The following is a 26,553-nucleotide window of genomic DNA, read 5'->3' on the forward strand; positions in this document are numbered from 1 at the left end:
CGGCGCCGGATTCGGACCTCGGCCTGCTCGAGGACGCACTGCGCAAGACCATGGAGAGCACGACCGGCGCCGCGCTCGACGCGGCCCTGGTCGATCTGGGCTGGCACGACATGCTCACCGAGATGCCCGACGACACGATCCCCCTGGTATTCCGGCTGCTCGGTGAAACCGGCGCGCACGCCCCGGTGATCAACGACGTCGTGCTCGTCGACGCGGGTCGGGAGGCCGGTGGGGTCCTATCCCTCCCCTACACCGGCGGACAGTGGATCGAATGGGCACGCGAGGACCGGGACACCACCGCACTCGACACGGAACTACCGATCGCGACGGTCGGATCCGGTGATCCGGTGCCGGTCGCAGCGGCACGTCGTGCGCTCGGCTGGTGGCTGGTGGGAACGAGCCGGGCGATGCTCGACCTGGCCCGTACCCACGCTCTCGACCGCACGCAGTTCGGCAAGCCCATCGCCGGCTTTCAGGCGGTGCGGCACCGGCTCGCAGAGACATACGTCGCCGTCGAGGGCGCGGAGGCCACCCTGCGTGCCGCCACCGACGAACTCGGTTCCCTGCTCGCGAAGGCCGCCGCGGGTCGCGCGGCGATCATCGCGGCACGGCACTGCCAGCAGGTCCTCGGCGGTATCGGCTTCACCGCCGAGCACGACCTGCACCGGCACATCAAGCGGGCGCTGGTGCTCGACGGCCTGCTCGGCAGCTCACGCGAGTTGACCCGCGAGGCCGGTGCCCTCATCCGCGCGGAGGGTTCGGCGCCGCGCCTGGTGCACCTCTGACTCGGCTGTCCGGTTCGGCGTCAGCCCTCGACGACCACACGGAACTCGTCGAGGGTGCTGTCGGTCGCGTCGGGCACGTTCATGCCGGCACCCACACCGCTGTGGAGGTAGTCGACGACCGCGCGGTCGAGCCGCTCACCCGGTACGACCGCGGGGATACCCGGCGGGTACGGCGTGAGCTGTTCCGCCGCGATGCGGCCGACGGCGCGGGCGGCGGAGACCATCTCGGTCCTGCCGAAGAACGCGTCGCGCGGAGACATCACCGATTCGAGCTGCAGTTCGTCCGGACTCGGCAGCTCGATCCGGGGCGGCGGATCGAAGGACTCCGCCGCCCGGGACAGTGCTTCGAGCGCGGAGACGAGCCGATCGGCGGTGTCCTCGTCGTCGGACATGGACATCGTGGCGAGGATCCTGCGGTGGTCGCTCATGCCGACGTCGAGACGACAGTTCTCCCGCAGCCAGTCGGCGCACTGATAACCCGAGACGCCGAGTTCGTCGAGGTCCATGAGCACCTGGAGGCGGTCGAGATCGTGCGAGGCCTCGTCGCCGAGCAGCCGGTCGTCGAGGACGGAGATCCCGTCGATCCTCTCGATGCGTTCGCGCGTAGTCCGGGCCAGGTCGAGCGCACTGCCGAGCAGTTCGGTGCCGTGCTCGACCATCTGCCGTCGCCATCCGTCGATCGCCGAGTAGATCAACACGTTGGGGCTGGTGGTCATGAGCAGATCGGCGCAATCCGACAGGTGGGAGGCGTCGACCAGGTCTCCCTGGACGTGGTACACCGAGCCCTGCTCGAAACCGGCACCCATCTTGTGCACACTCACCACGCAGACATCGGCACCGGCATCCATCGCCCAGGTCGGCAGGTCGTCGTGGAAGGGCAGATGCGCGCCCCACGCCTCGTCGACGATGAGTGGCTTTCCGCGTTCGTGGCAGACGTCCGCGATGCCCGCGATGTCGGCGCACGTCCCGTACGGACTGGGGCTGACGATCAGTGCACCGGCCGCGTCGGGGTACTTGTCCCACATTTCTCGAACCTGCTGTGGTGAGGGTGGATGGGAGAAGTGCATCTCCTCGTCCCACTGCGGGGTGATCCAACGCGGGGTGACACCGCTGAAGATCAGGCCGGCGACGATCGACTTGTGCGAGTCGCGTCCGAGCAGCAGACCACCGGGATCGTTGCCGGCGACGGCCATCATCGCGGCCTTGACCGACAGGGAGCTTCCGCAGGTCGAGAAGAAGGCCTGCTCGGCTCCGACCGCCTCGGCCATGAGTTCTTCTGCTCTGCTCAGATATCCGTTGCGCGTCAGACGGTCGTCGAGGCCGCCGGAGGCGAGCACATCCGCACGGAACGAGTCCCGCCCGAGCACTTCCGCGACGCGTTCGTCCACGCCGCGACCCTGCCGGTGGCCCGGCGGGGAGAAGCCGTAGCGGTCGAGCCGGCGGTATTCCTCGAGAGCGCTGAGCAACGGGGTTTCCGACTGGTCCATGCCTGTCGGTTACCCGGGCCCGCGATCTGCAATCAGCTCGATCGGTGCGCCCCGTTCTTCGACGGGTCGGGGTGATTCGAGAACCACAGGCTCTCCTCGGTGAGCCGGCAACTCTTCCATCCGTCTTCCGTGCGCACGACCTCGTGGTGGTAGTTGCCCCCGCAATAGGTCAGGCCGTCGACGCCGGGGAGTTGCATGGGGTTGTAGAACATCGCCCGTACCGTCGCACGGTCGCCGTCGAGGTCGACCTCGACATTGGTGACGAAGTGCTGCGACATCGGCAGGTACGACAGCGCCTTCTGCAGCTGCGCGAGCACTTCGTCCCTCGGTCCGGGCTGGTATCCCACGGAGCTGTAGTCGAGATGGGCGTCCTCGGTGAAGACCGATTCCATCTTCTTCCAATCCTTGGTGTCCACCGCCGTCGCATAGCGGTAGAGGAGTTCGGTGATGGCGTACTTGTCGCACAGCTCGTCGGGCGTCATGAGGCTCCTTCGACTTCGTCCGGAATTTCATTCTTTCAGAAGAGAACCCCCTTTCCAAGACCCTTGTTCTGAGGCATGATCCGTATATGGGACAACTTGACTCTCTTCACGATCTGAGCGGGAAAACCGCTGTCGTCACAGGTGGTTCGCGTGGCATCGGCCGCGCCATCGCCCAGATCCTCGCCGAACACGGCGCCGACGTCGTCGTCGCCTCCCGCAAGCTCGACGCGTGCGAACTCGCCGCGAAGGAGATCGAGGCATCCACCGGCAGCAAGGTGCTCCCCGTCGCCTGCCATGTCGGACAGTGGGACGACTGCAACACGCTCGTCGACACGACCCTCGACCATTTCGGGCGCCTCGACATCCTCGTCAACAATGCCGGAATGTCGCCGCTCTACCAGGATCTCGAATCCATCACCGAAGAGCTGTACGACAAGACCTTCGGCGTGAACCTCAAGGGCCCGTTCCGGCTTGCGGTCCGCGCCGGCACGTACATGGCGGAGCACGACGGCGGGTCGATCGTCAACATCGGCACCGCCGGGTCGCTCACGGCGAGTGTGCGCGAACTCCCCTACGCGTGCGCGAAGGCCGGCCTGAACGCCCTCACGGTGGGCCTGGCAGAGGCTTACGCACCGAAAGTGCGTGTCAATTCGATCCTTCCGGGTCCGTTCCGCACCGACCTGTCGAAGGCATGGGCTCCGCCGGAAGACGAGGAGGCATCCTTCGTGCCGTTGCGTCGCATGGGCCGGCCCGAGGAGGTCGCGCCACTCGCACTCCATCTGGCCAGCGACGCGTCGAGTTTCACCACCGGCGCGATCATCCGCGTCGACGGTGGTGTCACCCGTAAGGTCTGAGACACACGCGTGCGGGGCCGCCTCCGGGATTCGGAGGCGGCCCCACACGTAACTGCGTTGTCCATCGGCTACCGGAATCGCCATACGCTACAACAATTTCCGCGGCGAATGGCGAAAGCGGTAGCGAATGCCCCGTGCGCTAGCGGATGTTGTCCTTCATCTCGTCGAGATTCATCAGGACCGGCCACCCACTGTCGCTGAGGGCGTTGCCGTGTCCCGTCTGGTGGATGTCGAAGACCGACTGGATCGCGGCGTAGAAGCCCTGCACGTCGAGAGTCTGGTTGACGGCCCGCTTGGCCTGCCGCAGGCCGAAGGGATGCATCTTCGCGATCTGCTCTGCGAGCGTGCGTACTTCGGTGTCGAGATCGGCGCGGGGCACGACGCGGTTCACCATGCCCGTCTGCTCCGCCTCCTCCGCGGTGACCGGTCGGCCGGTGAAGAGGATCTCCTTGGCCTTGCGCGGGCCGAGCTCCCATGTGTGGCCGTGATATTCGACGCCGCCGATACCCATGAGGACCACGGGATCGGAGAACGACGCGTCGTCGGCCGCGACGATGAGATCGCACGGCCAGCACAACAGGAGGCCACCGGAGATGCACCGACCCTGCACTGCGGCGATGGACGGCTTCGGGATGTTGCGCCACCTCAGCGAGTACTCGAGATAACGCCGGGACTCGTTGCGATAGATCATCTCGAGGGTGATCTTGTCGGGGACCGGTTCCCCGCTGCGGAGATCGTGCCCGGCCGAGAAGTGCTTACCCTCGGCGCGGAGCACGATCACGGAGACCTCGGGATCGTCGCCGGCGCGGGTCCAGGCGGAGTCCAGTTCGTCCAGGAGGGCGCCGTTCTGCGCGTTGGCGACCTCCGGCCGGTTCAGCGTGATCGTTGCGATCCTGTCCGTGACCTCGTAGAGGATGTAGTCCTCAGCCACGGGGCAACCCCAGGACGCGTTCGGCGATGATGTTTCTCTGGATCTCCGACGTGCCACCCGCGATGGTGCCGGCGAAGCTCCGGACGAACCTCTCGAACCAGCTCGACGAGAAGTTGTCGAGATTCCACGGCACATACGCTGATGTCGTCGCCGGATGGACGAGACCGTCCTGGCCGGACGCGTCGAGGGCGTGTTCGGCGGCGGTCTGCACCGCCTCGGATCCGAGGAGCTTGAGTACCGACAGGGCGGGAACGTCCTGCGCTCCGCGGGATTCGCGGACGAGGGCGGCCGAGCCGAGCAGCTTCAGTGCCTGGTGGTCCATCACGAGTGTGGCGTAGCGGTCGCGGTCGAGCGCCGTGCGGGGGCGGAAGTCCTCGACGAAATCCTGCAGCCGGTCGGCGAAACTGAGCCACAGCAGGGTGCGTTCGTGCCCGAGCGATCCGTTCGCGACCGACCAGCCGCCGTTCAGCTCGCCGATGAGGTTTTCGGCGGGCACACGCACGTCGGTGAAGAACACCTCGTTGAAGTCGCGGTCGTCGCCGTCGGCGACCGACGGGAACGGTCTGCGGACGACGCCGGGCAGATCGGTGGGGATGAGCAGGACGCTGATTCCCTTGTGCTTCGGCGCATCCGGATCGGTACGGACGAAGGTCAGCAGCACGTCGGCGTCGTGGGCACCGGAGGTCCACACCTTCTGGCCGTTGACGACGAAGTGGTCGCCGTCGCGCACCGCCCGGGTGCGCAGGGAGGCGAGGTCGGATCCCGCGCCGGGCTCGCTCATCCCGAGGGCCGCGGTGATCTCCGCTCGGAGGATGGGCACCGCCCAGCCTTGCTTCTGTTCGTCCGTACCGAACGACAGCAGCGAGGCCGCGATGATCCCGAGCCCTTGCGGGTTGAAGCTGTGGTAGATCCGCCGCTTCGACAGTTCCTCGAGGTGGACGTACTGCTGCAGGATCGTCGCGTTGCGGCCACCGAACTCGGGTGGATTGCCGGGCAGCAGCCAGCCGTGGTCGAACTGGACCCGTTGCCAGCGGCGTGCCCATTCGGGGACGTCGGCGCTCGACCGGGCGCGGACGGTGGCCTCGGACGGATCGGGCAGGTGCTCGTCGAGAAAGGCCACGAACTCGGCGCGGAACTCCTCGACGTCGGAATCAAACGAGAGTTGCACGGTACTCCTCGGCGATCAGTGCGCGGTGCTCCGCGGCGGATCCGAGCATGTGCTCCCCCGCCCGGGCACGCTTGAGCGCGAACTGCAGGTCGTTCTCCCAGGTGAAGCCCATGGCGCCGAACAACTGCAGACCACTGCGGAAGACCGTCGACTGGCATTCTCCCGCAGCGGCTTTGGCCATGGAGGCGGCGAGGCGACGGCGCGGGTCGTCCTCCGCGATCGTCAGTGCCGCGAAATACGCGAGGGCGCCGGCACGTTCGACGGCGACGTGCATGTCGGCGGCGCGATGCTTGACGGCCTGGAACGACCCGATCGGCACACCGAACTGCTGCCGGTTGCGTACGTGGTCGAGTGCGAGATCCAGGATGCGGCGGCAGGCACCGACCATGGTGACGGCGAGTCCGGCGAGGGCGACGTGCCGTGCCTTCTCCACGTCGACGTCGGTGTCCGGGTCCGCTTCGGCCCGCACGTCGTCGAAGACGATGTCGGCCAGGTGCAGGACCGGGTCGAAAGCGGAGGTACGGCGGGCCGACACCTGATCGGCCCGGACGGTGAACACACCTGCATCGGTGACGACGGCGATGTCGTCGGCGCGGTCGCCGTCGAGCACCCGGTGTGCGGTGCCGCGGAGCAGCCAGCCGTCCGCGTCGCGCACGGCGGAGATGCCCTCGTAGACGGCAGCGCCCGCACGATCGGGCCGGGTCCGGCCGGCGACGAGCGGGGCGAATTGGGTGGTGGTGGCGAGAAAGGGGGTCGGGTCGGTTGCCCGGCCGAGTTCCTCCAGGACGATCGCGAGCTCCACCGCGGCCTCGGACTCGACCAGTTCCGTCCATCCCAGGCCCACGTAGGTCTTCCACAACGGGGCCGGATCGGCGCCGTTGTCGACGACGGTGCGGACGAGTGTCGACGGGCATTCCTTCGCCGTCACTTCCCGGACGGTCTTCTGCCACAACTGCTGATCGGAGTCGAACTCGAAAAGCATTCCGACTTGCCTCCTTCCTGGCACTGAGCCTGGTATCCCGATGAGAATAACATTCTCTTTTCAAGATAGTAATAGTCTCTGATCGGTGCGGGAAACGGAAGGACAGTCCCGCAATGCGCCCCTACCCTCCGGTACAGTGCTCCTATGTCCACTCCACGCGACACAGGGCGATCCGGGCAGTGACGGGCGCCAGCGAAGAACCGGCCTGGAAGCAACGCGCAGTCGAGCGCTCCATCCGGACCGCCAAACTGCGCGCCGAACAGCGCGTACAGCGCTTCCTCGACGCAGCGCAGGCGATCATCACGGAAAAGGGCAGCACCGACTTCACGGTCCAGGAGGTCGTCGACCGGTCGAAGCAGTCGCTTCGCAGCTTCTACCTGCAGTTCGACGGTAAGCACGAGCTGTTGCTCGCGCTCTTCGAAGATGCTCTGAGTCGCTCTGCCGATCAAATCCGTGCGGCTGCCGCCGGCGAGAAGGCCCCTCTCGACCAGTTGCGCGTCGCGGTGGAACTGCTGTTCGAGTCGTCCCGGCCCGACCCGACGGCCCAGCGACCGCTGTTCACCGATTTCGCGCCGCAGCTGCTTCTCACCCACCCCGCCGAGGTGAAGGTCGCGCACGCACCGATGCTCGCGCTGTTCACGGAGCTGATGGAGAAGGTCGACGCCGAGGGCAGCCTCCGCGAGGGACTGAACCCGAAGCGGATGGCCGCCATGACGATGCAGACCGTGATGTTCATCGCTCAGTCGAGCGGAGGCGACGACAGCACGACCCGTCCCATCACGGCCGACGAGGTCTGGAACTTCTGCTCGCAGGGTTTCGCTGCCCACTGACGAGAACACCATTCTCAAATCGGAGTAGTTCACTTACACTCGGCTCGTGACCGAGTTGTGGAACGACCTCCTCGCCTGTCTCGATCTGCGCTCGTCCCCCGGGGACGAGGAGCGCCCCGAGCCGGTGGTGTTCGAGGGCAGCAATCAGCACCTCGAATACCACCGGCTCTTCGGAGGCCAGTTGCTCGGTCAGTTCGTGCGTGCCGCCGAGCTGACCTGCCCAGAGAAGAGCATCAAATCCCTGCACACCGTCTTCGCCCGTGAAGGACGCGCCGACGAGCCCGTCCGCTACGAGATCACCCGCCTGCACGAGGGCCGGACCTTCGCCACGTTGACGGCGGTCGCGCGCCAGTCGAAGGGCGTCCTCGCCACGGCATCGGTGTCCATGCACGTCGGCGAGGACGGCCCCGAGGTGCAGACCGTGCCGTCCGTACCCCAGGTGTTCGACGAGAGCACACGCACCCCGTTCTCGTTGATCCCGTGGGAGACCCGCACGACGACCGACCTCGAGGATCGCGGAGTCTCCGCACCCGAGTTCGAGATGTGGATGCGCACCCCCGAGATCGACGGGGCGTATGCGCCGGCGCTCGCCGCCTACGCCACCGACCTCAACCTCATCGGTACCGCGCTTCTTGCCGTCGACGGCTTCGACCACACCGGCAACGGAACGGCGTTCACGTCTGCGGTCACCTCGCACAATCTGTGGTTCCACCGCCCGTTCCGCAGCGACGACTGGTTGCTTCTGCGACAGCACAGTCCCCTCGTCGCCCACGGACGGTGCTTCGGCCGCGGCGACCTGCTCACCGAGAAGGGTTCCCTCGTCGCCTCTTTCGCCCAGGAAGCCCTGCTGCGTCTGCCCTGACGGTTCTTCCCACGAACACCGATCGAGATCGAGGTGTCATGCAACAACAGTCCGCCCCCGACAATGCCGTCGTCGAGACTCCGACACCCCGCCCTCTGCGCGTGGTGCAGTGGGCGACCGGAACGATCGGCGCCCGCGCGCTGCGCGCGGTGATCGACCATCCCTCCGTCGAACTCGTCGGCGTGTACGTGCACAGCGACGACAAGGCCGGTCGCGACGCGGGCGAGCTGTGCGGGCGCGAGCCGGTCGGCGTACGCGCCACGAACGACGCCGACGAGATCGTCGATCTCGGGGCCGACTGCGTGCTGTACATGCCGCTGCTGTTCGACCTCGACGAAGTGTGCCGAATCCTCGCCTCCGGCACGAATATCGTCACCACCCGTGGAGAGTTCCACCGCCCGGCGGGCATGGATCCGGTGGTGCGTGAAGCCGTGGAGGCCGCGTGCGCACTCGGCGGTACGTCGATCCACAGCACCGGCAGCAGTCCCGGTTTCGTCACGGAGGCTGTGCCACTCGTGCTGGCCTCCATCCAGCGGAGGATGGACCACCTCGCCATCGACGAGTACGCCGACCTCTCCCAGCGGAACTCCCCCGGAATCCTGTTCGACGTCATGGGATTCGGTGGTGATGCAGGAGAATTCGCCGACGTCCGGCTCGCCCACGTGGAATCCAATTTCGGACCGTCGCTGGCCGCCCTGGCCGACGCGCTCGGCCTCACCCTCGACACGATCCGAACGACGGGCGAACTCGCCACGGCACGCTCGACGGTCACCATCGCCGCCGGCACGATCGAGGCGGGAACGGTGGCCGCGCAACGCATCACGGTGTCGGGCATCCGCGACGGCCGCGAGCTGATGCGATTCCGGCCCACCTGGTACTGCACGGATCAGCTCGATGCCGATTGGGACCTGCACGCCACCGGCTGGCACATCACCGTCGACGGCGACGCACCCCTCGACATCGACATGCGTTTCCCCATCCCGCTCGAGCGGATGAGCGAGATCTCCCCGTCCTACACCGCCAATCGTGCAGTGAACTCGATCGCGGCGGTGTGCGCGGCGCGGTCCGGGATCCGGACGACGGTCGAACTCCCGCTCGTGGTCCCCGTTCTGACCTGAGATCGAAACTGCGCTGTCACTCGGCGCTCTCGTCGCCCTCGTCCCGCCGGCGCTGCTCCTGCGCGAGCCGCCGTTGCTGCTCGACCCGCGCACGGAAGCGCCGCTGGAACTCCTCGTCGTTCTCGGGATCGACGGCAGGGCGGAATCGACTCGGGTGCTGGGGAGTGGACCTGGACGTCAGCATGTCCACCACCCCCTGCGGTCGCCCGAGGACCAGCCAAAGCCCCGACCCGATCAACGGCAGGAAGAGAACGATCGTCACCCAGAGCAGTTTGGGCAGGCGCCGGACCCGTTGCTCGTCGGCGCAGATCACGTCGACGAGGCATCCCACCCACAACACTGTCACGATCAATCCGAGATACGGCACCTTCGCAAGCTAACAGGCCGTGCGGACTCACGCCGCCGCTCGGGTAGGCCCCGGTTACGCCGAAATGGTTGTTCCGACCGCGGATGACGCCGTCGGAACAACCGGATCGAGCGCGCTAGTGGGACGAAACCCCGGCGCCCACACCGTCGACGAGTCGTGCGGCCGCCGAGTACGGATCGTCGCGACCGTCCGCGACGGCCTCTGCCAGCGCCTCCAATTCCGCGTGGTTGCGCAGGAGGGTGTGTGCCAGCGACAGGATCTGGCTGCGGGCCCGCGCGGTGCGACGTTCCGCGGTGTCGGCCCGCTGGTGCGCCTCGATCGCGTCGACGAGGTCGTCGACGCCCTGGCCGGTCGCGGCGACGAGCTTGAGGATCGGGACCTTCACGTCGCCACGGAGATCGCGCACCGTCTGATCCGCACCGTCGCGGTCGGCCTTGTTGACCACGACGAGATCGGCGACCTCGAGCAGTCCGGCCTTGGCGGCCTGGACGGCATCTCCCCCACCCGGATTGAGGATGACGACGGTGGGTTCGGCGACCGACGCGATCTCGATCTCCGACTGCCCCACCCCGACGGATTCGAGCAGGATCACGTCGTAACCCAAGGCTGCCAGCAATCGGATCGACGCGGGGACGGCGGCCGCGAGTCCGCCGAGATGTCCGCGGGAGGCCACCGACCGGACGAACACACCCGCGTCGCCGACGTGCGCGGCCATGCGGATGCGGTCGCCGAGCAGTGCGCCGCCGCTGTAGGGGGACGACGGGTCGACGGCCAGCACCGCGACCCGCAGTCCCCGTTCGCGGTAGGCGGTGGTGAGTGCCCCGACCGTGGTGGACTTGCCGGCGCCGGGCGGGCCCGTGAATCCGACGACCCGCGCGCGGGCGGGTTCGAGCAGCTCGAGTACCTCGTCCCGGCGCGGTCCTTCGACGAGGGTCAGCAATCGACCCGCGGCACGCGGGGAGCCCCCGCGTGCCGCGTCGATCAGTTCACCGATGTTCACGGCGTATCCCGGTTCACGGTGCCGGCACCTCGATCACGACGGCCGAGCCCATGCCACCACCCGCGCACATCGACGCGACACCGATGCCACCGCCGCGGCGGCGCAGTTCGTAGGTGAGGGTGACGAGCATGCGGGCGCCGGTCGCGGCGACCGGATGGCCGAGGGAGCAACCGCTGCCGTTGACGTTGACCTTCTCGGGGTCGATCTCGAGCAGCTTGATGCACGCGACGCACTGCGCAGCAAATGCCTCGTTGATCTCGAACAGGTCGACGTCACCGATGGACAGGCCGGCACGCTGGAGCGCCTTCGGGATCGCCTCGACCGGCGCGAGTCCGGTGATGGCCGGGTCGACACCCACCGACGCCCACGACAGCACCGTGCCGAGCGCGGGCAGACCGAGATCGCTGCTCGCGATGGCCAGCGCGGCCGCCGCATCGTTGCCGCCGCAGGCGTTGCCGGCGGTGATGCTGAAGCCCTCGATCTCCGGGTGCAGCACCTTCAGGGACGCGAGCTTCTCGAGGCTCGTCTCCCGGCGCGGGTGTTCGTCGGTGTCGAACAGGCCGTGCGGGGTGTCGATCGGGACGATCTCCTCCTTGAAGCGGCCCTCGTCGATGGCGCGGATCGCGACCTGGTGCGAGCGCAGCGCCCAGGCGTCCATTTCCTCGCGGCTGATACCGGCCTTCACCGCGGCGTTCCAGCCGACGGTGATGGACATGTCGCGGTTGGGGGCCTCGGGGCTGTCGGGGTGGCTGGGCGACATCCACGGCACCCACTCCTCGCCCTTCCGGATGAGCGATCGAGGCGAGGTCGACGCGGAGTTGACGCCACCGGCGATCACGATGCGGTCCATGCCGGAGCGGATACTCGCCGCGGCGGACTGCACGGTGGACAGGCTCGCTGCGCAGTGCCGGTTCTGTGCGAGACCGGGCACGTGGGTCAGGCCGGCGGTGAGGGCCGCGTGGCGGGCGATCACACCGCCGCCGTACAGGCCCTCGCCGAGGATCACGTCGTCGATCAGGTTCTTGTCGAGGTCCTCGGTGGTCGCGGTGACGATGCGCTCCGCGAGGGCGAACGCGTCGGTGTCGCGGAGCGTGCCCTTGACGGCGGTGCCGACCGGGGTGCGCAGGGCGGAAACGATCACGGCATCAGGCATGGGTGGCCTCCAGTTCGGCGAGAAGGGTGCGACGCAAGAGTTTTCCGGTCTCGGTCTTGGGCAGTTCGTCCCGGAAGACGATGTTGTCGGGGGTCTTCGAGGAACGCAGACGTTCCTTGACCCACTGTCGGATCTCGTCCGGATCGCCGTCGCCGACGAGGACCGCCACGATGCGTTGTCCCCATTCGGTATCCGACACGCCGATGACGGCGGCCTCGGTGATGCCCGGATGGGCGAGCAGGACGTCCTCGATCTCGGCGGGAGCGATGTTCTCGCCGCCGCGGATGATGGTGTCGTCGGAACGGCCCTCGACGTACAGATATCCGTCGGTGTCGAGCCGGCCGAGATCGCGGGTGGAGAACCATCCCTCGGCGTCGAGGACGCTGCGGTTGCCGTATTCGCCGGAGATCTGTTCGCCGCGGACGAAGATCAGGCCGGTCTCGCCGGCCGGGACGGGTTCGCCCTCCTCGGAACGGATCTCGATCTCGATGCCGGGGAGCGGGCGGCCCACCGAACCGAGGCGGTCGCGGACGGCCGGATCGGTGGAGTCGAAGGCGGTGCGGTGGTCGTCGGGTCCGAGAACCGCGACGGACGACGCGGTTTCGGTGAGACCGTAGGCGTTGACGAAGCCGGTGTCGGGGAAGGCGCGCAGCGCGTGCTCGAGGACCGGGCGCGGCGTGCGCGACCCGCCGTAGGCGAGACTCGCCAGTGTGGGGGTGTCGGCCGTGTCGTCGCCGAGGGCGGTCACGATGCGGGCGAGCATGGTCGGGACGAGCATCGCGTGGGTGACGCGTTCGCGCCGGACCGTCTCGAGCCAGACCTGCGGGTCGAAGGCCGGCAGGTACACCACGCGGCGGCCGGTGTAGAAGTTCGACAGCAGGTTGGTCAGGCCGGCGATGTGGTACGGCGGGACCGAGACGAGCGATGCGTCGGTCTCGGCGGCCGATCCGAACTCCATGGTGTTGAGCACGTAGGCGAGCAGGTGCCGGTGCCGCAGGATCGCGGGCTTCGGATCCGAGGTGGTGCCGCTGGTGTAGATGATCGCGGCGACCGTGTCGCCGTCCCACTGAGGTTCGAGTGGCGGTTCGGGGTCGCCTGTGGCGTAGGAGTCGTCGACGAGGGCGTCGAGGTCGTCCTGCTCGAGTACGAGCGCACCGGGGTGCTTGGCCTTCAGCGCACCGAGTTGTTGTTCGCCGAGCCGGTAGTTGAGCGGCACGAAAGGAACCCCGGCCAGTGCCGAACCGAACAGCGCCACCGGATACGCGAGGTGGTTGGACCCCAGGTAGAGCACCGCCGGATGATTCCGGAACTGCGCGGCGGCACGACGTGCGAGGGCGTCGAGACCGGCAGCGGTGAGGGTCCGGTTCCCGACGGTCGCAACTGCTCGCTCGCCGGTGCTTGCGGCCATTTCTAGAATCATGCTTAGGTTCATGAGAACATTATTCTCACAGACAGAGAGCTTTACTTTCAAGAGCTCGAATCTCGAAGGAGGCAGCATGCAGGTAGCAGGAAGCTCCGCGATCGTCGTCGGCGGCACGGGTGGCCTCGGGCAGGCCACCGTCCGGCGTCTCCACGAGGCGGGTGCGAAGGTCGTCGTCGCCGACGTCAACGACGAGAAGGGCAAGGAACTCGAGCAGGAACTCGGTGTGCGGTACGTGCGCACCGACGCCAGCAGCGAAGAATCCGTCTCGGCCGCCATCGCGGAAGCGGACTCGCTCGCGCCGCTGCGCATCTCCGTCGACTGCCACGGTGGCCCGGCCGGTGGCGGACGCCTCGTCGGCAAGGACGGCAGCGCCATGCCGCTCGAGAACTTCACCAAGACCATCGAGTCGTACCTGACGTCGTCGTTCAACGTCATGCGCCTGGCCGCCGCCGCCATCGCCAAGCAGGACCCCTTCGACGACGAGGGCTCCCGCGGCGTCATCGTGAACACCGCGTCCATCGCCGGTTACGAAGGCCAGATCGGGCAGCTCCCCTACGCGGCCGCGAAGGGCGGCGTCATCGGCATGACGCTGGTCGCCGCACGCGACCTGTCGCCGCTCGGCATCCGCGTCAACACCATCGCGCCGGGCACGATCCTCACCCCCGCCTACGGCAAGGCCGGCGACCAGCTCGAGGCGTACTGGGGCCCGCAGATCCCGCATCCCAAGCGCATGGGCCGCCCCGCCGAGTACGCGACGCTCGTCGCGTCCATCGTCGAGAACGACTACCTCAACGGCGAGGTCATCCGCCTCGACGGTGCACTGAGGTTCCCGCCGAAGTGAGACCCCTCGCAGGGAAGGTCGCGTTCGTCGCCGGTGCCAGTCGTGGCATCGGCGCGGCGATCGCCGTCGCTCTCGCCGAGGCGGGAGCCTCTGTGGCGGTCGCGGCACGCTCCGAGCAGGAGGGCAAGCTGCCCGGCACCATCGGCTCGGTCGCCGAGCGGATCACCGACGCCGGAGGCCGGGCTCTCCCGGTGCCGTGCGACGTCACCGACGAACAGTCCGTCGACTCCGCGATCGCCGCGACGGTCGCCGAGTTCGGCGGGCTCGACATCCTCGTCGCGAACGCCGGGGTGCTGTGGATGGGGCCGATCGAGACGACCCCGGCGAAACGCTGGCAGTTGTGCCTCGACGTCAACCTCACCGGCGTGTTCACCGTGACCAAGGCAGCGATCCCGCACCTGCGCGAGCGCGGCGGCGGGTCGATGATCGCGGTGACCACCAGCGGTGTGACGATGACCGACCACGGCTCGAACGCCTACTGGGTGTCCAAGGCCGCGGTGGAACGCCTCTACGTCGGGCTCGCGGCCGACCTGCGGCAGGACAACATCGCGGTCAACTGCCTCGCGCCCTCACGGGTCGTCCTCACCGAGGGCTGGACCGCCGGCGGTGGCGGACGGGAGATCCCGCCCGAGATGGTGGAACCACCGGAGACGATGGGCGCCGCCGCGGTGCTGCTCGCGCAGCAGGACGCGAACGGGATCTCCGGCACCGTGCAGCGTTCGGAGAGCCTCGTGTCCGCGAGGGGATGAGGTTGCCGCACGAAGGGAGGTCCGGCACCGGGCCTCCCTTCGTGCTTCCGGGCGCGAATCCGCTTCGACGGTTCAGCGGTCCAACCGCGCGACGAGCCGTCCGGTCACTTCGTTGCGACGAAGGCGTTCCAGGCCATCACCGATCTCCTCGAAGCCGATCTCGGTGTATGCGGGTTCGATCTCCCGTCTCACGAACAGGTCGTACACCTCCTCGATGTCCTCGACGGTCCCACCGAGGGAACCCACGAGCGTCCTGCCGAGGAGCGTCGGCGTCTTCACGGTGAACGTCGGCAGGCCCAGACCGACCTGCACCACGGTGCCGCCCCGGGCGACGGCGTCGATCGCCTTCTGTGTGGTGTCGAAACCCGCGTAGTCGACCACGAGGTCGAATCCTCGGCCCGCCCATTCGGCCGCGTCCCGCACGACGTCCGTCGCGCCGGCCTGCCGGGCGAGATCCCATGCCGATTCCTTCGTCTCTGCCACGTGCACCTCCGCACCGGCCAGCACGGCCGCACGAGTCCCGATCTGCCCCAGACCGCCGTAGCCGATCACACCGACCTTCATTCCCGTCGACGCACCACCGACCTTGATGATGGCGTGGTACGAGGTCATTCCCGCATCCGTCGCGAGGGCGGCCAGTGACAGGTCCAGCCCTTCGGGCACCCGGGCGAGATCGCGGGCATCGGCGACCAGCTTGTCGGCGAACCCACCGTGGGAGAACATGCCGAGCGGCGGACGCACGCCCGACGAGCAGACGCCGACGACGTCACCGATGCTCCAGCCCTCGACCCCGTCGCCCAGTGCGCTGATGACGCCGGCGTTCTCGTGTCCCTGCGTCATGGGCAGGAACGGCATCGTCTCCTCTCCGACCTCCATGTACATCAGGTCGCTGTGACACAGTCCGGCCGCCGCGACGTCGATGACCACCTCACCCGGCCCCGGTTCCGGTTCCGAGACCTCGTTCAACGAGATCGGTCGCCCGGCTCCTTCGAACTGCCATGCCCTCATATCCGCACCGTCCTCATATCCGCACCGTCCTCACGCTCCACTTCTTCGATCGCACCCCTTGCAGGCCGACACCTGTGACATTACTGTTCTCACCAACCGGAACGGCATTCTTGGAACAAAGATCGTGAAAATGTTTACAGGGAACACGAATCGAGTCGCGGTGCAGTTCCGAACCGACTGCAGAACAACAGAATTCGCCGACGATCGGAGAACGTCATGAAGGTGGAAGTCGATCCTCACCGCTGCCAAGGACACACCCTGTGCGCTATGGCTGCCCCCACGCTCTTCGAACTGAGCGACATCGACGGGCACGCCACGGCCGTCGACACCGAAGTACCCGCCGACCTCACAGAATCCGCACGCGAGGCCTACCGCAGCTGCCCCGAACAGGCGATCTCCGTTCTGTGACACCACCCGACCGCACCACCATCCATCGGACGCACGAGAGGGCAACACCGTGAGCGCTGACGAGGCCGTCGTCGACACCGAGCACCGGACACCGGTCTATCAGTTCGACAGGCACGCACCGGACTACCGCGACCGTTTCTCGGAGATCACCACGGAGATGCACTCGAAGTGCCCCGTGGCCTGGTCCGACACCCACGGAGGGCACTGGGTCGCCGCAGGCGGCGAGGCAGTATTCACCCTCGCACGCTCGGCGAACATCTCGAACGACCACGACGTGAAGGGAGTACGGCGCGGCTACAAGGGCATAATGATCCCCACGGCCGTCCGGGCATCCGGCGTGCGCGGTGGGATCCTGGAGATGGACGACCCCGAACACCGGGAATTCCGAAGCGTACTCAATCCGTATCTGTCTCCCGCTGCCGTGAAGAAGTGGGTTCCCCTCATCGACGAGGTGATCCGCGCGTGCCTCGACGAGAAGATCGAGACCGGCAGCATCGACTTCATCGACGACATGGTGAACATCGTTCCCGCCGTCATCACCCTCGCGATGCTCGGGATTCCGGTCGCCAAGTGGAACGTCTACTGCGAGCCCGTCCACGCCGCGATGTACACGCCGCCGGACTCGCCCGATGTCCACCGCGTCGCGGAACTGCACCGGTTGATGGGGATGGATCTTCTCGCCAGCCTCCACGAGATCCGGGAGAACCCCCGCCCGGGCATGGTCGACGCCGTCGCCCGCGCGACCATCGACGGCGAGACGCCCGACGATCTCGAACTGCTCGGTGTGCTGAGCCTGCTCATCGGTGGCGGTTTCGACACGACGACGGCCTTGACCTCGCACGCACTCGAGTGGCTGTCACAGAACCCCGATCAGCGCGAAATCCTCAGCGCCGAGCGGGACACGCTGCTGGATTCGGCAACAGAAGAATTCCTGCGCTTCTATTGTCCGTCGGCCGGGGACGGCCGCACGTTCTCCGCCGACACCCAACTCGACGGCGTCGAGTTCAAGGAGGGCGAACGCATCTGGCTGTCGTGGGCGATGGCGAACCGCGATCCCGAACTGTTCACGGATCCGAACGAGATCGACCTGGAACGCAAGGGCAACCGGCACTTCAGCTTCGGACTCGGGGTGCACCGCTGCATCGGATCCAACCTGGCGCGAACCATGTTCAAGCGGATGCTGACCGCGGTACTCGACCGGATGCCGGACTACCGCTGCGACCCCGAAGGCACGGTCCACTACGAGTCCATCGGCGTCATCCAGGGCATGCGGCAGCTTCCGGCCACCTTCACGCCCGGTCCGCGCCTCGGCGACGGACTCGACGAGACCCTCGACCGGATCCAGAAGATCGTCGACGAGCAGGGAATCGCAGCGCCGGTGACGGCACAGAAGTAACCGGCACCGGCTGCGGAAAGGGATCCTCATGAAGACCGAAGACATGGTGATGATCAGCATCGACGATCACGTCGTCGAACCCGCGGACATCTTCGAGAAGCACTTCCCCAAGAGCCTGATGGACCAGGCTCCCAAACTCACCGCCCACCCCCGCAACCCCAACGTGCAGGCCTGGCAGTTCCAGGGCACCGTCGTCGGCAGCTCCGGCCTCAACGCCGTGGTGTCGTGGCCCAAACACGAATGGGGCATGGACCCCACCGGCTACGCGGAGATGCGCCCCGCCGTCTACGACATGGACATGCGCGTGCGCGACATGGACGCCAACGGCACCCTCGCCGCGACACTGTTCGCCACCTTCCCCGGCTTCGCCGGCACCCACCTGGCGAGCCTGCCCGACAAGAAACTCTCCTTCGCCGCGTGCAGGGCTTTCAACGACTGGGTCGTCGGTGAGGTCCCGGACGCGCACCCGGGCCGGTTCATACCGATCGGCATCATCCCGTTCTTCGATGCGGACGAATCTGTTGCCGAGGTTCACCGGATCGCAGCCATGGGATGTCGCTCCATCAGCATCCCCGAAACGCCCTACGGTGTCGGGGAAGGGTTCCCCGACTTCAAGTCCGGCTATTGGGACCCGATCTTCGAGGTGTGCGTGGAGCACAACATCGTGCTGTCGTTGCACATCGGCGGTGGAATCAACCTGGTCAAGCGGCCCGAGGGATTCGACATCGACAACATGCTGATGCTCACGCCGCTCATCTCGACGATCGCCGCCACCGACATGATGCTCAGCGGCGCGTTCAAGAAGTTCCCCGACCTCAAGGTCGCGATGAGCGAGGGCGGCGTCGGATGGGTGGCGCCGTGGCTGGACCGCCTCGACCGGCACATCGTCAACCAGTCCTGGACCGGCACGAGCTTCCTTCCCGACGGGATGAGCCCGACGGACGTGTGGCGCAAGAACTTCCTCGCCTGCTACATCACCGAACCCAGCGGACTGAACAACCGCCACCGCCTCGGCATCGACACCATCGCGTGGGAATGCGACTACCCGCACTCGGATTCCACCTGGCCGCACTCACCCGAGATCCTGAAGAGCGAACTGGACGCGGCTCGGTGCACCGACGAGGAGATCGACAAGATCACCTTCGCCAACGCCGCGCGATTCTTCGACTGGGATCCGTTCGCGCACACCCCGCGTGAGCAGGCCACCGTCGGCGCTCTGCGGGCTCGGGCGACCGATGTGGACATCAGCGAGACCTCCAAAGAGGAGTACCGCCGCCGCTACGAGCTCGCCAATTCGTGAGCCGACCCGGAACATCCGCTTCGACCGACAGGAAAGAAATGACAGACAGCCCCCAACTGGACGGCAAGGTCGCCATCGTCACCGGCGCCGGAGGTGGGATCGGCCGCGCCTACTCCCGCGGTCTCGCCGAAGCGGGTGCCGCGGTAGTACTCGCAGACGTCAACCTCGAGGCTGCCACCGCCGCCGCGAAGGAACTCGAAACGGACGGCCATCGCGTGCTGGCCGTCGGCGTCGACGTCCGCGACGAGGCCAGCACGACCGAAATGGCAGCTGCCGCAGCCCAGCACTTCGGCTCCGTCGACATCCTCGTCAACAATGCCGGCCTGATGGCCGAGGTGGTCGGCGAAGGGTCCCTCACGACGATGGACATCGAGCTGTGGAACCGTACCCTCGCCGTCAACCTGACCGGTCCTCTTCTGTGCACCCGCGCGGTGGTGCCGTACATGAAGGAACGCGGCTACGGCAAGATCGTGAACCAGTCCTCGAGCGGCGCATTCATGGCGGCGCAGGCCTACGGCATCACCAAGCTCGGACTCGTGAGCATGACGGTCTCGCTGTCACGCGAATTGGCGCCCTTCGGTATCCGCGTGAATGCCATCGCGCCGGGCATGGTCAACACCGAGGCCGGCTCGATCGCCTCACCGCCCGAGCTCAAGGAGATGGTCAAGCACGCCATTCCGTTCCCGTTCGGCGAACCCGAGGAACTGATCCCGGGCCTGCTGTACCTCGTGTCGTCCGGCAGCGACTGGGTCACCGGACACACTCTCAACATCGACGGCGGCTGGGTCGTCCGAGTCTGAGTCCCGCTCTATTACAACCATTCCGAAAGACAGGACATGAGAATGAAGCACTACCTGCTCGTCGAGTCCTACCCTTCCCATCCCGAGCGGCTGGAAGAGTTCAACAAGTGGTACGACGAGGTGCACATCCCCGAAGTTGTGGCCCTCGACGGGTTCGTCGGCGCCACACGGCTGACGCCGGCCGACGCGGATGGCGGACCGTCGGTCACCCTGTACGAACTCGAAGGTGATCCCAACGCCGCCAAGGCGAACGTTCATGCTGCGGCGGCAGCGAAGCAACTGAACATGTCGGACTCGCTCAGCTACGGCCCGATTCCGAAGATGCGGATCATGGAAGTGAGCACGGAGTACGCCAAACCGCGTACGTAAGTCGAACCTCGTGGGGCCGCTACCGAGAACAAGGTAGCGGCCCCACGAGTCTCAGATGGAAAGAGCGGCTCTCAGCGCAGCGCACTGTTCGGCGAAGAACCCCCGCGCGACACTGCTGCGGGAAGCCACGGAGTCGAATCCGTGGAAAGCGCCGTCGACGATGTGGAACTCGCAGTCCACTCCTGCGTTCCGCAAGCGCTCCGCGTACACGCGGTTCTCCTCGAAGAAGAGATCCCGGGTGCCCACCCCGATCCAAGCGGGTGGCAGACCCGACAGGTCGGTGCGACGCGCCGGCACCGCAATCTCCGGATCGGCCGTGCCCAGATAACTCGACCAGCCGAACCGGTTGCTGCGCGCATCCCACATGCGGGTGTGGGCAGGTCCGTCGGCGGTGCGGTCGTCGAGCATCGGATAGACGAGCAACTGGAAGACCGGCGACGCATCACCAATGTCGCGGGTGCGGAATGCCAGTGCCGCAGCGAGTCCCGCGCCGGCACTGGCACCGCCGATTGCGATCCGGGTGGAATCGATCTCCGGCCGATGGTGTAACCAGTCGTAGGCCCGCCGGCAATCGTCGAGCGGCGCCGGATAGGGATGTTCGGGCGCCGGCCGGTACTCGACCGACGCCGCGGTGATTCCGAGCGTGTCCGCAAATCTGCGGCACAGTGCGTCGTCCTGCGCGGCCCGCCCGAACACGTAGCCACCGCCGTGGATCCACAGGAGAGCGGGTCCGGGAGGCTCGACGTGGGTGGACCGCGGCCGGAAGTACCGCACCCCGACACCCGGCTCGAAGACGTACACGTCCGGGTCGGTGCCCCGAATCGCGCGAGTGAGCGTACGCATCACCGGTAGAGACCGGGGAGACACGGTGCGAGTCGGCGCGACGAGCGCGACTGCACGCAGATCCGGATGGAAGCCGGGCAGTGCGCGCAGTCGCTCGATCACACCGGTGCTCCGATCACGCCTTACCCGCCGTCAACCGGGCGATGTTGGCGTGGAAGTCCTCGCTCTGGAAGGTCATCTCCTCGGCGCTCATCGCGTAGTCGAGCGTCGCGAGCACCGCCCGCTCGAGGTGGATGTTCAGCAACCGCTTGGTGGCCTCCACAGCCTTCTGCGGTTGCTCCACGAGGCGCTTGGCGCACGCGAGTGCCTCGGCGAGCGGATCGGCGACGACATGGTTCGCCAGTCCGAGTTCGCGGGCCCGCTCGGCGGGGATCCGCTCTCCGAAGAAGGCGAACTCCTTCGCGTGCAAGAGGCTGATCTGCAGCGGCCAGGTCAGCGGACCACCGTCGGCCGCGACCAGCCCGACCTGCACGTGGGGATCGGCGAGATAGGTGCCCTCTCCCATGTAGACGACGTCGCTGAGGGCGACCAGGCTGCACCCGAGTCCCACCGCCGGGCCGTTGACCGCGGCGACCACCGGCACGCGGCAGCGCGCCATGCCCAGGACGATCTCGCGTCCGTCGGCGATGGTCTTCGCCCGCAGTTCGGCGTCCTGCCCCAGTTCGGCGAGATAGTCGAGATCCCCGCCGGCGGAGAACGCCTTTCCGGCACCGGTGATCACCACGGCGCGGACCTCGCGGTCGGCACTCAGCTGCGGCCACAGTCGGGCCAGTCCCGCGTGCAGCGGATCGTTGACCGCGTTGTACTTCGACGGCCGGTTGAGCGTGACGATCCGCAGCGGCCCCTCGGCGCGGACCTCGATCTCGTCGGGCATGCCGTACATGTCAGACCCCCAATCCGAGGATGCGCGAAGCGATGATGTTCTTCTGGATCTGCGACGTGCCACCCATGACGGATTGGGCGCGGCTGTACATGTACGAGCCGAGGAGTTCCTCGTCGCGGCTGCCCGCGACCGCCAGGGCCGCGTGCCCGACCGACTGGTCCACCCACGTCATGAGGAGCTTGTCGAGCGACCCCTCGGAGCCGTGCGAGACACCGTCGAGCTGCTCGGACAGTCGTCGCCGCACGTGCAGACGCAGCATCTCCGACTGCACCGCCGCCCAGGCCAGATCCTGCGGGGGCGGACCGTCGACGCGCTTGGCGAGTTGACGCACGAGTTTGCCGTAGCGGGCGGCGAATCCGAGGGTGGACGGTTCGCGCTCGTGGCCGACGACGGTCATCGCGACCCGCCAGCCCTCTCCGGGAGCCCCGACCATGCGGCTTGCCGGCACGCGGGCACCGTCGAACAGCACCTGGCCGAACTCCTTGGTGACGCCGCTGATCATCTTCAGCGGTCGCTGTTCGATGCCGTCCTGGTGCATCGAGACGATGAACGCCGAGATACCGCGGTGCCGCGGCGCATCCGGATCGGTGCGGGCGAGCAGCAGGCACCAGTCGGCGACGTCGGAGTAACTCGTCCAGACCTTGTGGCCGTGGATGACGTATTCGTCGCCGTCGCGGGTCGCGGTGGTGGTGAGCGACGCGAGGTCGGAGCCGGCACCGGGTTCGCTGAATCCCTGGCACCACCGTTCGGTGCCGTCGATCATGCCGGGCAGGAACCGTTCGCACAGTTCGTCACTGGCATGGTGGCCGAGGCCGACCACGAGATATCCCAGGCTCGGGCGCGGCGGGCATCCGGCGACGGCGAGTTCCTCGTCGAGGATCACATCGTAGACGGGCGGAAGATCCTGCCCGCCGTACTTCTTCGGCCACGACAGACCGAAGAACCCTGCGCTGTAGAGCGCCTGATGCCATTCGCCCTGCCGAGCCCAGTACTCGTCACCCGAGGTGGGGAACTTTCCGGCCTGATCGGCGAGCCAGGTCCGCAGCCGGGCGCGGAATGCGGCTTCTTCCGGCGAGTCACGAAAGTCCAAGGTCGATCTCCTCCAGGCTCACGGGGAACAGTTCGGTGGACGTCAGGGCCCGCCGTAGGTACACGTGCTCGATGCACTCCCAGGTGTTGCCGATCCCGCCGTGCACCTGAACGGCGGTCTCGCAGACGGTGCGCGCGGCGCGCGCGGTGTAGATCTTGGCGATGCGCGCGGCGCGGATCGCGTCCTCGGGCGTCAGCTCGTCGACGGCCCACGCCGCGTGCCGCAGCACGCTGATCGAGCCTTCGATGAGGGCTTCGCTCTCGGCCAGCATGTGCGCGACCGCCTGGTACGACCCGATCGTGTTTCCGTACTGCTCACGGATCTTCGCGTAGTCGACGGCCACCGCCTGCGCGCCCCGCGACACCCCGACGAGGTCGGCGCACGTGACGACGAGCGTGAGAGCATGTGCGCGGTCGGCGTTCTCGGCGGAGAGTTCACCGAGCGTCTCGTCCGGTTCGACGAACGTCGCGAACGAACGGGTCAGGTCCGCACCGGGCGCGGGTTCACCGACGGCCGCGGTCGACACCGTCCGGTCCCGGAGGACGAGGACGCGATCGAGGCCGTGCGCGTCGAAGGCGTCGGCACCGACGGCGATGGCGCACGTCGGCTGGTCGTCGGAGAAATGCCGGTGCAGGTCGTCGGCGAGCACCGGACCGAAGAACGGCGCGTCGACGAGGCCGCGCCCGAATTCCTCTGCCACGATGGCGACTTCGACTCCCGACGCGCCGTCGGAGCGCAGGGAGCGCCAGCCCGTCGAGGCGACGGTCTTCTCCAACCGTGCCCGGCGTGCCGCGTCGTCCAGATCCGACACCGAGCGGGCACCCAGATCGTCGGCCAGTTTGGCGGCGGCGTCGCGCAACTGCTGTTGTTCAATGGTCAGACGTACGTCCATGGCGCTCCTCGAGTTGTCGGCGCAAGACCTTGCCGGACGGCAGGCGGGGAATGTCGGGCACGAAGATCACGCGTCCCGGTCGCTTGTACGACGCGAGTCGTTCGGCCACATAGGTGGAGATGTCGTCGGGATCGAGTGTCGCGGTGGTGGCGATCGCCGCGACGACCGTCTCGCCGGCCGCACCGTTCTTCGTTCCGAAGACGGCGCAGTCGGCGATGTCGGGGTGGCCGTGCAGCACCGCTTCGACCTCGGCGGGAGCGACCTGGAATCCGTTGACCTTGATCATGTCCTTGGCGCGGTCGGTGATCCGCAGCCGGCCGTCGGCGTCGAGCCATCCGACGTCGCCGGTGCGGTACCAGCCGTCGCAGAACGCCCCGGCGGTCGCGTCGTCGGGCAGGTAGCCGGCCATCGCCGAGGGCGACCGCACCTGGATCTCACCGGTCTCGCCGGCCGGGACCTCCCGGTCGGTCCCGAGTTCGACGATCCGCAGTTCGACGCCGGGCGCAGGCACTCCGACACTGTCGAGTCGGGCGTCGCCCACCGGATTGCAGGTGATGACGGGGACCTCACTGGCTCCGTAGGCCGGCAGCCAGGTCACTCCGGTGCGCCGGGTGACGGTCTCCGCGACACTCGCGGTGACGGGCGTGGCGCCCCACATGATGTAGCGCAGCGACGACAGGTCGAACGATTCGAGATCCGGATGCGAGGCGATCGCGAGGGCGATCGGTGCGACGGCCATCTCGACGGTGATCCGGTCGCGTTCGATGGATTTCAGCATCGTGTCGAGGTCGAATCGCCGGTGCAGCCGCATCCATCCGCCGGCGTCGAGCACGGTGGCGATGTTGAGCAGGCCGAGGATGTGCGAGGGCGGGGTGACGATCTGGAGCCGGTCGTCGGCGGTGAGTCCGAGGACCTGCTGCCAGTGCCCCACGGCCGCGGCGAACGAGGAGCGGGTGTGCCGCACGGCCTTCGGCAGGCCCGTCGTACCGGAACTGAAGACGAGCAGTGCATCGGCGTCGGGGTCCACGGGGGTTGCGGTGAAGTCGCCGTGATGGGGTTCGATCGGGTCGTCGAGGTGGAGCATCGGCACCGCGGCGGCGAGGACGGGGTTGTCGCCGACGGCGAAGGCCGGTTCGGTGAGCCGGAGGGCGTGCTCGACCTCGCCGCTTTTCCAGGCCGGGCTCAGCAGGACGACGACGGCGCCGAGCCTGTCGATGGCCCGGTAGGCCACGACGAATTCGGGCCGGTTCGACGACATGAGTGCCACGCGGTCGCCGGGACCGACGCCGCGATCGACCAGGACGCGAGCGAGTCCGCAGGTGAGCGCCTCGAGTTCCGCGAGGGTGTACTCGCGGTCTTCGAAGGCCAACACGGTGGGCTCTGTCATGGTGCTCTCTCGCGTCGCAGCGATACCGGTCGAGAGGTCTTGCTCTCCTGAATGAGAATAGTACTCTCGTTCTTGCAGAACATTGATACCAGGAGGAGACGGTCCATGGCGAGACCACCTTTGTTTCAGCGCGCGACCGTGACCCGGATCGTGAAGGAGACCGACGACGCCCGCACCTACGTGCTCGCTCCCCTCGACGGGCCCTTCACCTACAAGTCAGGGCAGTTCTGCACCTTCAAGGTGAAGGTCGACGGCACCGATCTGTACCGCTCGTACTCGATGTCGAGCGCGCCCGAGACCGACACCGAGATGATGACCACCGTCAAGCGGGTCACCGGCGGAGCCGTCTCGAATTGGCTGCACGACAACATCGCGGAAGGCGACGAGGTCGAGATCACCCGACCCGCAGGCACTTTCCTTCTCCGCGACGCAGCCGGTCCGGTGCTCGGCTTCGCCGGCGGAAGCGGCATCACGCCGATCCTGTCGCTTGCCAAGAGCGCACTCGCGACGACCGATCGTCCGGTGCGCCTGCTGATCGCCGACCGCGACCGCGCGTCCGCGATCTTCGCGAGCCTCACCGACGAACTCGTCGACCGGTACGCGGGTCGCCTCGAGGTGGTGCGGCACTTCGACGACGAGAGCGGACTGCTCACCCCCGACGCCGTGCGCGCCTTCGTCGGATCCGACGGCGGCGCCGACAGTTACCTGTGCGGCCCGGAAGCGTTCATGGACATGGTCGAGGCCGCGCTCCCCGGCCCCGGCAACATCTACAGCGAACGGTTCGGCAGCGCAGCCGAACCCATCAAGGCCGAGGACGCCCAGGAGGCGGAGTCCGCCCCGAGCGGGGAGGTGCAGGGCACCGTCTCGATCCGCCTCGGCAACCAGCGCGTCTCCGTGCCCCGGCACGCCGGTGAGACACTGCTCGAGAGCGCGCGTCGCGCGGGCCTGGCGCCGCCGTTCTCGTGCGAGGCCGGCAACTGCGCGACCTGCATCGCGAAGATCACCCACGGCAGCGCGACGATGCGCGTCAACGACGCATTGTCCGAGGAGGAGATCGCCGACGGCTACATCCTCACCTGCCAGGGCGTGCCCGACAGCGAGGACATCAAGGTCAAGTACGTCTGATGCCGATTCGGTTGTTTCGA

At 67.4% G+C, this 26,553-nt stretch carries 28 protein-coding genes; 13 read left to right on the plus strand and 15 right to left on the minus strand.

Going from position 1 to position 26,553, the window contains the following annotated elements:
* Window positions 1-50: 50 nt before the first annotated feature.
* Window positions 51-785: an acyl-CoA dehydrogenase family protein gene (locus tag ACWPOC_RS11315; protein WP_455408736.1), complete on the plus strand. Its 735-nt coding sequence runs from the start codon at window positions 51-53 to the stop codon at window positions 783-785.
* Between the two features lie 20 nt (window positions 786-805).
* On the opposite strand, the gene ACWPOC_RS11320 is transcribed toward ACWPOC_RS11315, so the two are convergent.
* Complete coding sequence (locus ACWPOC_RS11320) at window positions 806-2,272, minus strand: aminotransferase class I/II-fold pyridoxal phosphate-dependent enzyme (protein ID WP_455408637.1); 1,467 nt, start codon at window positions 2,270-2,272, stop codon at window positions 806-808.
* A gap of 32 nt (window positions 2,273-2,304) precedes the next feature.
* Window positions 2,305-2,754: a nuclear transport factor 2 family protein gene (locus ACWPOC_RS11325; RefSeq protein WP_230790437.1), complete on the minus strand. Its 450-nt coding sequence runs from the start codon at window positions 2,752-2,754 to the stop codon at window positions 2,305-2,307.
* A gap of 86 nt (window positions 2,755-2,840) precedes the next feature.
* On the opposite strand from ACWPOC_RS11325, the gene ACWPOC_RS11330 reads away from it, so the two are divergent.
* A complete protein-coding gene (locus tag ACWPOC_RS11330; protein WP_230790435.1) occupies window positions 2,841-3,608 on the plus strand; it encodes an SDR family NAD(P)-dependent oxidoreductase in 768 nt (255 codons plus the stop codon).
* Window positions 3,609-3,747: 139 nt separating this feature from the next.
* Here ACWPOC_RS11330 and ACWPOC_RS11335 read toward each other — a convergent pair whose 3' ends face one another.
* The 3 genes from ACWPOC_RS11335 to ACWPOC_RS11345 are packed head-to-tail and all read right to left on the minus strand — an operon-like array spanning window position 3,748 to window position 6,689.
* A complete protein-coding gene (locus ACWPOC_RS11335) occupies window positions 3,748-4,539 on the minus strand; it encodes an enoyl-CoA hydratase (RefSeq protein ID WP_120280527.1) in 792 nt (263 codons plus the stop codon).
* Window positions 4,532-5,707 carry an acyl-CoA dehydrogenase family protein gene (locus ACWPOC_RS11340; RefSeq protein WP_120280528.1) on the minus strand — a complete coding sequence of 392 codons (1,176 nt, stop codon included), beginning with the start codon at window positions 5,705-5,707 and terminating at the stop codon, window positions 4,532-4,534. The genes ACWPOC_RS11335 and ACWPOC_RS11340 overlap by 8 nt, the downstream gene beginning before the upstream one ends.
* Window positions 5,691-6,689, minus strand: coding sequence for an acyl-CoA dehydrogenase family protein (locus ACWPOC_RS11345; RefSeq protein WP_085470207.1), 999 nt, complete (start codon window positions 6,687-6,689; stop codon window positions 5,691-5,693). The genes ACWPOC_RS11340 and ACWPOC_RS11345 overlap by 17 nt, the downstream gene beginning before the upstream one ends.
* 179 nt (window positions 6,690-6,868) lie before the next feature.
* Between ACWPOC_RS11345 and ACWPOC_RS11350 the strand changes: the two genes are divergently transcribed.
* The 3 genes from ACWPOC_RS11350 to ACWPOC_RS11360 are packed head-to-tail and all read left to right on the plus strand — an operon-like array spanning window position 6,869 to window position 9,499.
* Window positions 6,869-7,519: a TetR/AcrR family transcriptional regulator gene (locus ACWPOC_RS11350; RefSeq protein WP_016695480.1), complete on the plus strand. Its 651-nt coding sequence runs from the start codon at window positions 6,869-6,871 to the stop codon at window positions 7,517-7,519.
* 46 nt (window positions 7,520-7,565) lie between these two features.
* Complete coding sequence (locus tag ACWPOC_RS11355) at window positions 7,566-8,381, plus strand: acyl-CoA thioesterase (RefSeq protein ID WP_455408638.1); 816 nt, start codon at window positions 7,566-7,568, stop codon at window positions 8,379-8,381.
* Window positions 8,382-8,419: 38 nt separating this feature from the next.
* Window positions 8,420-9,499, plus strand: coding sequence for a dihydrodipicolinate reductase (locus ACWPOC_RS11360; RefSeq protein ID WP_120280530.1), 1,080 nt, complete (start codon window positions 8,420-8,422; stop codon window positions 9,497-9,499).
* Window positions 9,500-9,515: 16 nt separating this feature from the next.
* Here ACWPOC_RS11360 and ACWPOC_RS11365 read toward each other — a convergent pair whose 3' ends face one another.
* From ACWPOC_RS11365 to ACWPOC_RS11380, 4 genes are all read right to left on the minus strand, one after another.
* The gene (locus tag ACWPOC_RS11365; RefSeq protein WP_225623655.1) at window positions 9,516-9,845 is read right to left on the minus strand and encodes a PLD nuclease N-terminal domain-containing protein; all 330 of its coding nucleotides are present in this window, start codon (window positions 9,843-9,845) and stop codon (window positions 9,516-9,518) included.
* A gap of 136 nt (window positions 9,846-9,981) precedes the next feature.
* Window positions 9,982-10,866 (minus strand): methylmalonyl Co-A mutase-associated GTPase MeaB, encoded by an 885-nt coding sequence (gene meaB, locus ACWPOC_RS11370; protein WP_120280532.1) that lies wholly within the window; start codon window positions 10,864-10,866, stop codon window positions 9,982-9,984.
* A gap of 13 nt (window positions 10,867-10,879) precedes the next feature.
* Window positions 10,880-12,019: a thiolase family protein gene (locus tag ACWPOC_RS11375; RefSeq protein WP_085470211.1), complete on the minus strand. Its 1,140-nt coding sequence runs from the start codon at window positions 12,017-12,019 to the stop codon at window positions 10,880-10,882.
* Window positions 12,012-13,451: a class I adenylate-forming enzyme family protein gene (locus tag ACWPOC_RS11380; RefSeq protein ID WP_120280533.1), complete on the minus strand. Its 1,440-nt coding sequence runs from the start codon at window positions 13,449-13,451 to the stop codon at window positions 12,012-12,014. Before ACWPOC_RS11380 ends, ACWPOC_RS11375 begins: the two co-directional genes overlap by 8 nt.
* Before the next feature lie 64 nt (window positions 13,452-13,515).
* Here ACWPOC_RS11380 and ACWPOC_RS11385 point away from each other — a divergent pair, with 64 nt between their 5' ends.
* Window positions 13,516-14,283, plus strand: a complete 768-nt coding sequence (locus ACWPOC_RS11385) for an SDR family oxidoreductase (RefSeq protein ID WP_455408639.1) — start codon at window positions 13,516-13,518, stop codon at window positions 14,281-14,283.
* Window positions 14,280-15,032 carry an SDR family NAD(P)-dependent oxidoreductase gene (locus ACWPOC_RS11390; RefSeq protein ID WP_229582826.1) on the plus strand — a complete coding sequence of 251 codons (753 nt, stop codon included), beginning with the start codon at window positions 14,280-14,282 and terminating at the stop codon, window positions 15,030-15,032. The genes ACWPOC_RS11385 and ACWPOC_RS11390 overlap by 4 nt, the downstream gene beginning before the upstream one ends.
* Window positions 15,033-15,104: 72 nt before the next feature.
* Here the strand turns inward: ACWPOC_RS11390 and ACWPOC_RS11395 are convergent, their stop codons facing one another.
* On the minus strand, window positions 15,105-16,040 hold the full coding sequence (locus ACWPOC_RS11395) for a zinc-binding dehydrogenase (RefSeq protein ID WP_455408640.1): 936 nt from the start codon (window positions 16,038-16,040) through the stop codon (window positions 15,105-15,107).
* Window positions 16,041-16,256: 216 nt separating this feature from the next.
* On the opposite strand from ACWPOC_RS11395, the gene ACWPOC_RS11400 reads away from it, so the two are divergent.
* The 5 genes from ACWPOC_RS11400 to ACWPOC_RS11420 are packed head-to-tail and all read left to right on the plus strand — an operon-like array spanning window position 16,257 to window position 20,313.
* Window positions 16,257-16,448 carry a ferredoxin gene (locus tag ACWPOC_RS11400; RefSeq protein WP_455408641.1) on the plus strand — a complete coding sequence of 64 codons (192 nt, stop codon included), beginning with the start codon at window positions 16,257-16,259 and terminating at the stop codon, window positions 16,446-16,448.
* A 49-nt stretch (window positions 16,449-16,497) separates the two neighbouring features.
* Window positions 16,498-17,844, plus strand: a complete 1,347-nt coding sequence (locus tag ACWPOC_RS11405) for a cytochrome P450 (RefSeq protein WP_455408642.1) — start codon at window positions 16,498-16,500, stop codon at window positions 17,842-17,844.
* A gap of 28 nt (window positions 17,845-17,872) precedes the next feature.
* Complete coding sequence (locus ACWPOC_RS11410; RefSeq protein ID WP_455408643.1) at window positions 17,873-19,144, plus strand: amidohydrolase family protein; 1,272 nt, start codon at window positions 17,873-17,875, stop codon at window positions 19,142-19,144.
* 38 nt (window positions 19,145-19,182) lie between these two features.
* Window positions 19,183-19,944 carry an SDR family oxidoreductase gene (locus ACWPOC_RS11415; RefSeq protein WP_455408644.1) on the plus strand — a complete coding sequence of 254 codons (762 nt, stop codon included), beginning with the start codon at window positions 19,183-19,185 and terminating at the stop codon, window positions 19,942-19,944.
* 42 nt (window positions 19,945-19,986) lie between these two features.
* Window positions 19,987-20,313, plus strand: coding sequence for a hypothetical protein (locus ACWPOC_RS11420; protein ID WP_455408645.1), 327 nt, complete (start codon window positions 19,987-19,989; stop codon window positions 20,311-20,313).
* A gap of 51 nt (window positions 20,314-20,364) precedes the next feature.
* Here ACWPOC_RS11420 and ACWPOC_RS11425 read toward each other — a convergent pair whose 3' ends face one another.
* From ACWPOC_RS11425 to ACWPOC_RS11445, 5 genes are read right to left on the minus strand one after another with little or no spacing between them, the layout of a single operon-like run.
* Window positions 20,365-21,258, minus strand: a complete 894-nt coding sequence (locus tag ACWPOC_RS11425) for an alpha/beta hydrolase (protein ID WP_455408646.1) — start codon at window positions 21,256-21,258, stop codon at window positions 20,365-20,367.
* A 13-nt stretch (window positions 21,259-21,271) separates the two neighbouring features.
* Window positions 21,272-22,039, minus strand: a complete 768-nt coding sequence (locus tag ACWPOC_RS11430) for an enoyl-CoA hydratase/isomerase family protein (protein ID WP_455408647.1) — start codon at window positions 22,037-22,039, stop codon at window positions 21,272-21,274.
* Window position 22,040: 1 nt separating this feature from the next.
* Complete coding sequence (locus tag ACWPOC_RS11435; RefSeq protein WP_145707366.1) at window positions 22,041-23,129, minus strand: acyl-CoA dehydrogenase family protein; 1,089 nt, start codon at window positions 23,127-23,129, stop codon at window positions 22,041-22,043.
* Entirely contained in the window at window positions 23,116-24,021 is a 906-nt protein-coding gene (locus tag ACWPOC_RS11440) for an acyl-CoA dehydrogenase family protein (RefSeq protein ID WP_455408648.1), read from the minus strand. Before ACWPOC_RS11440 ends, ACWPOC_RS11435 begins: the two co-directional genes overlap by 14 nt.
* Entirely contained in the window at window positions 23,999-25,408 is a 1,410-nt protein-coding gene (locus tag ACWPOC_RS11445) for a class I adenylate-forming enzyme family protein (protein ID WP_085470220.1), read from the minus strand. Before ACWPOC_RS11445 ends, ACWPOC_RS11440 begins: the two co-directional genes overlap by 23 nt.
* Before the next feature lie 105 nt (window positions 25,409-25,513).
* Between ACWPOC_RS11445 and ACWPOC_RS11450 the strand changes: the two genes are divergently transcribed.
* Window positions 25,514-26,533 carry a ferredoxin--NADP reductase gene (locus ACWPOC_RS11450; protein ID WP_230790409.1) on the plus strand — a complete coding sequence of 340 codons (1,020 nt, stop codon included), beginning with the start codon at window positions 25,514-25,516 and terminating at the stop codon, window positions 26,531-26,533.
* Window positions 26,534-26,553 lie beyond the last annotated feature (20 nt).

Source organism: Rhodococcus sp. 5G237 (assembly GCF_053764735.1).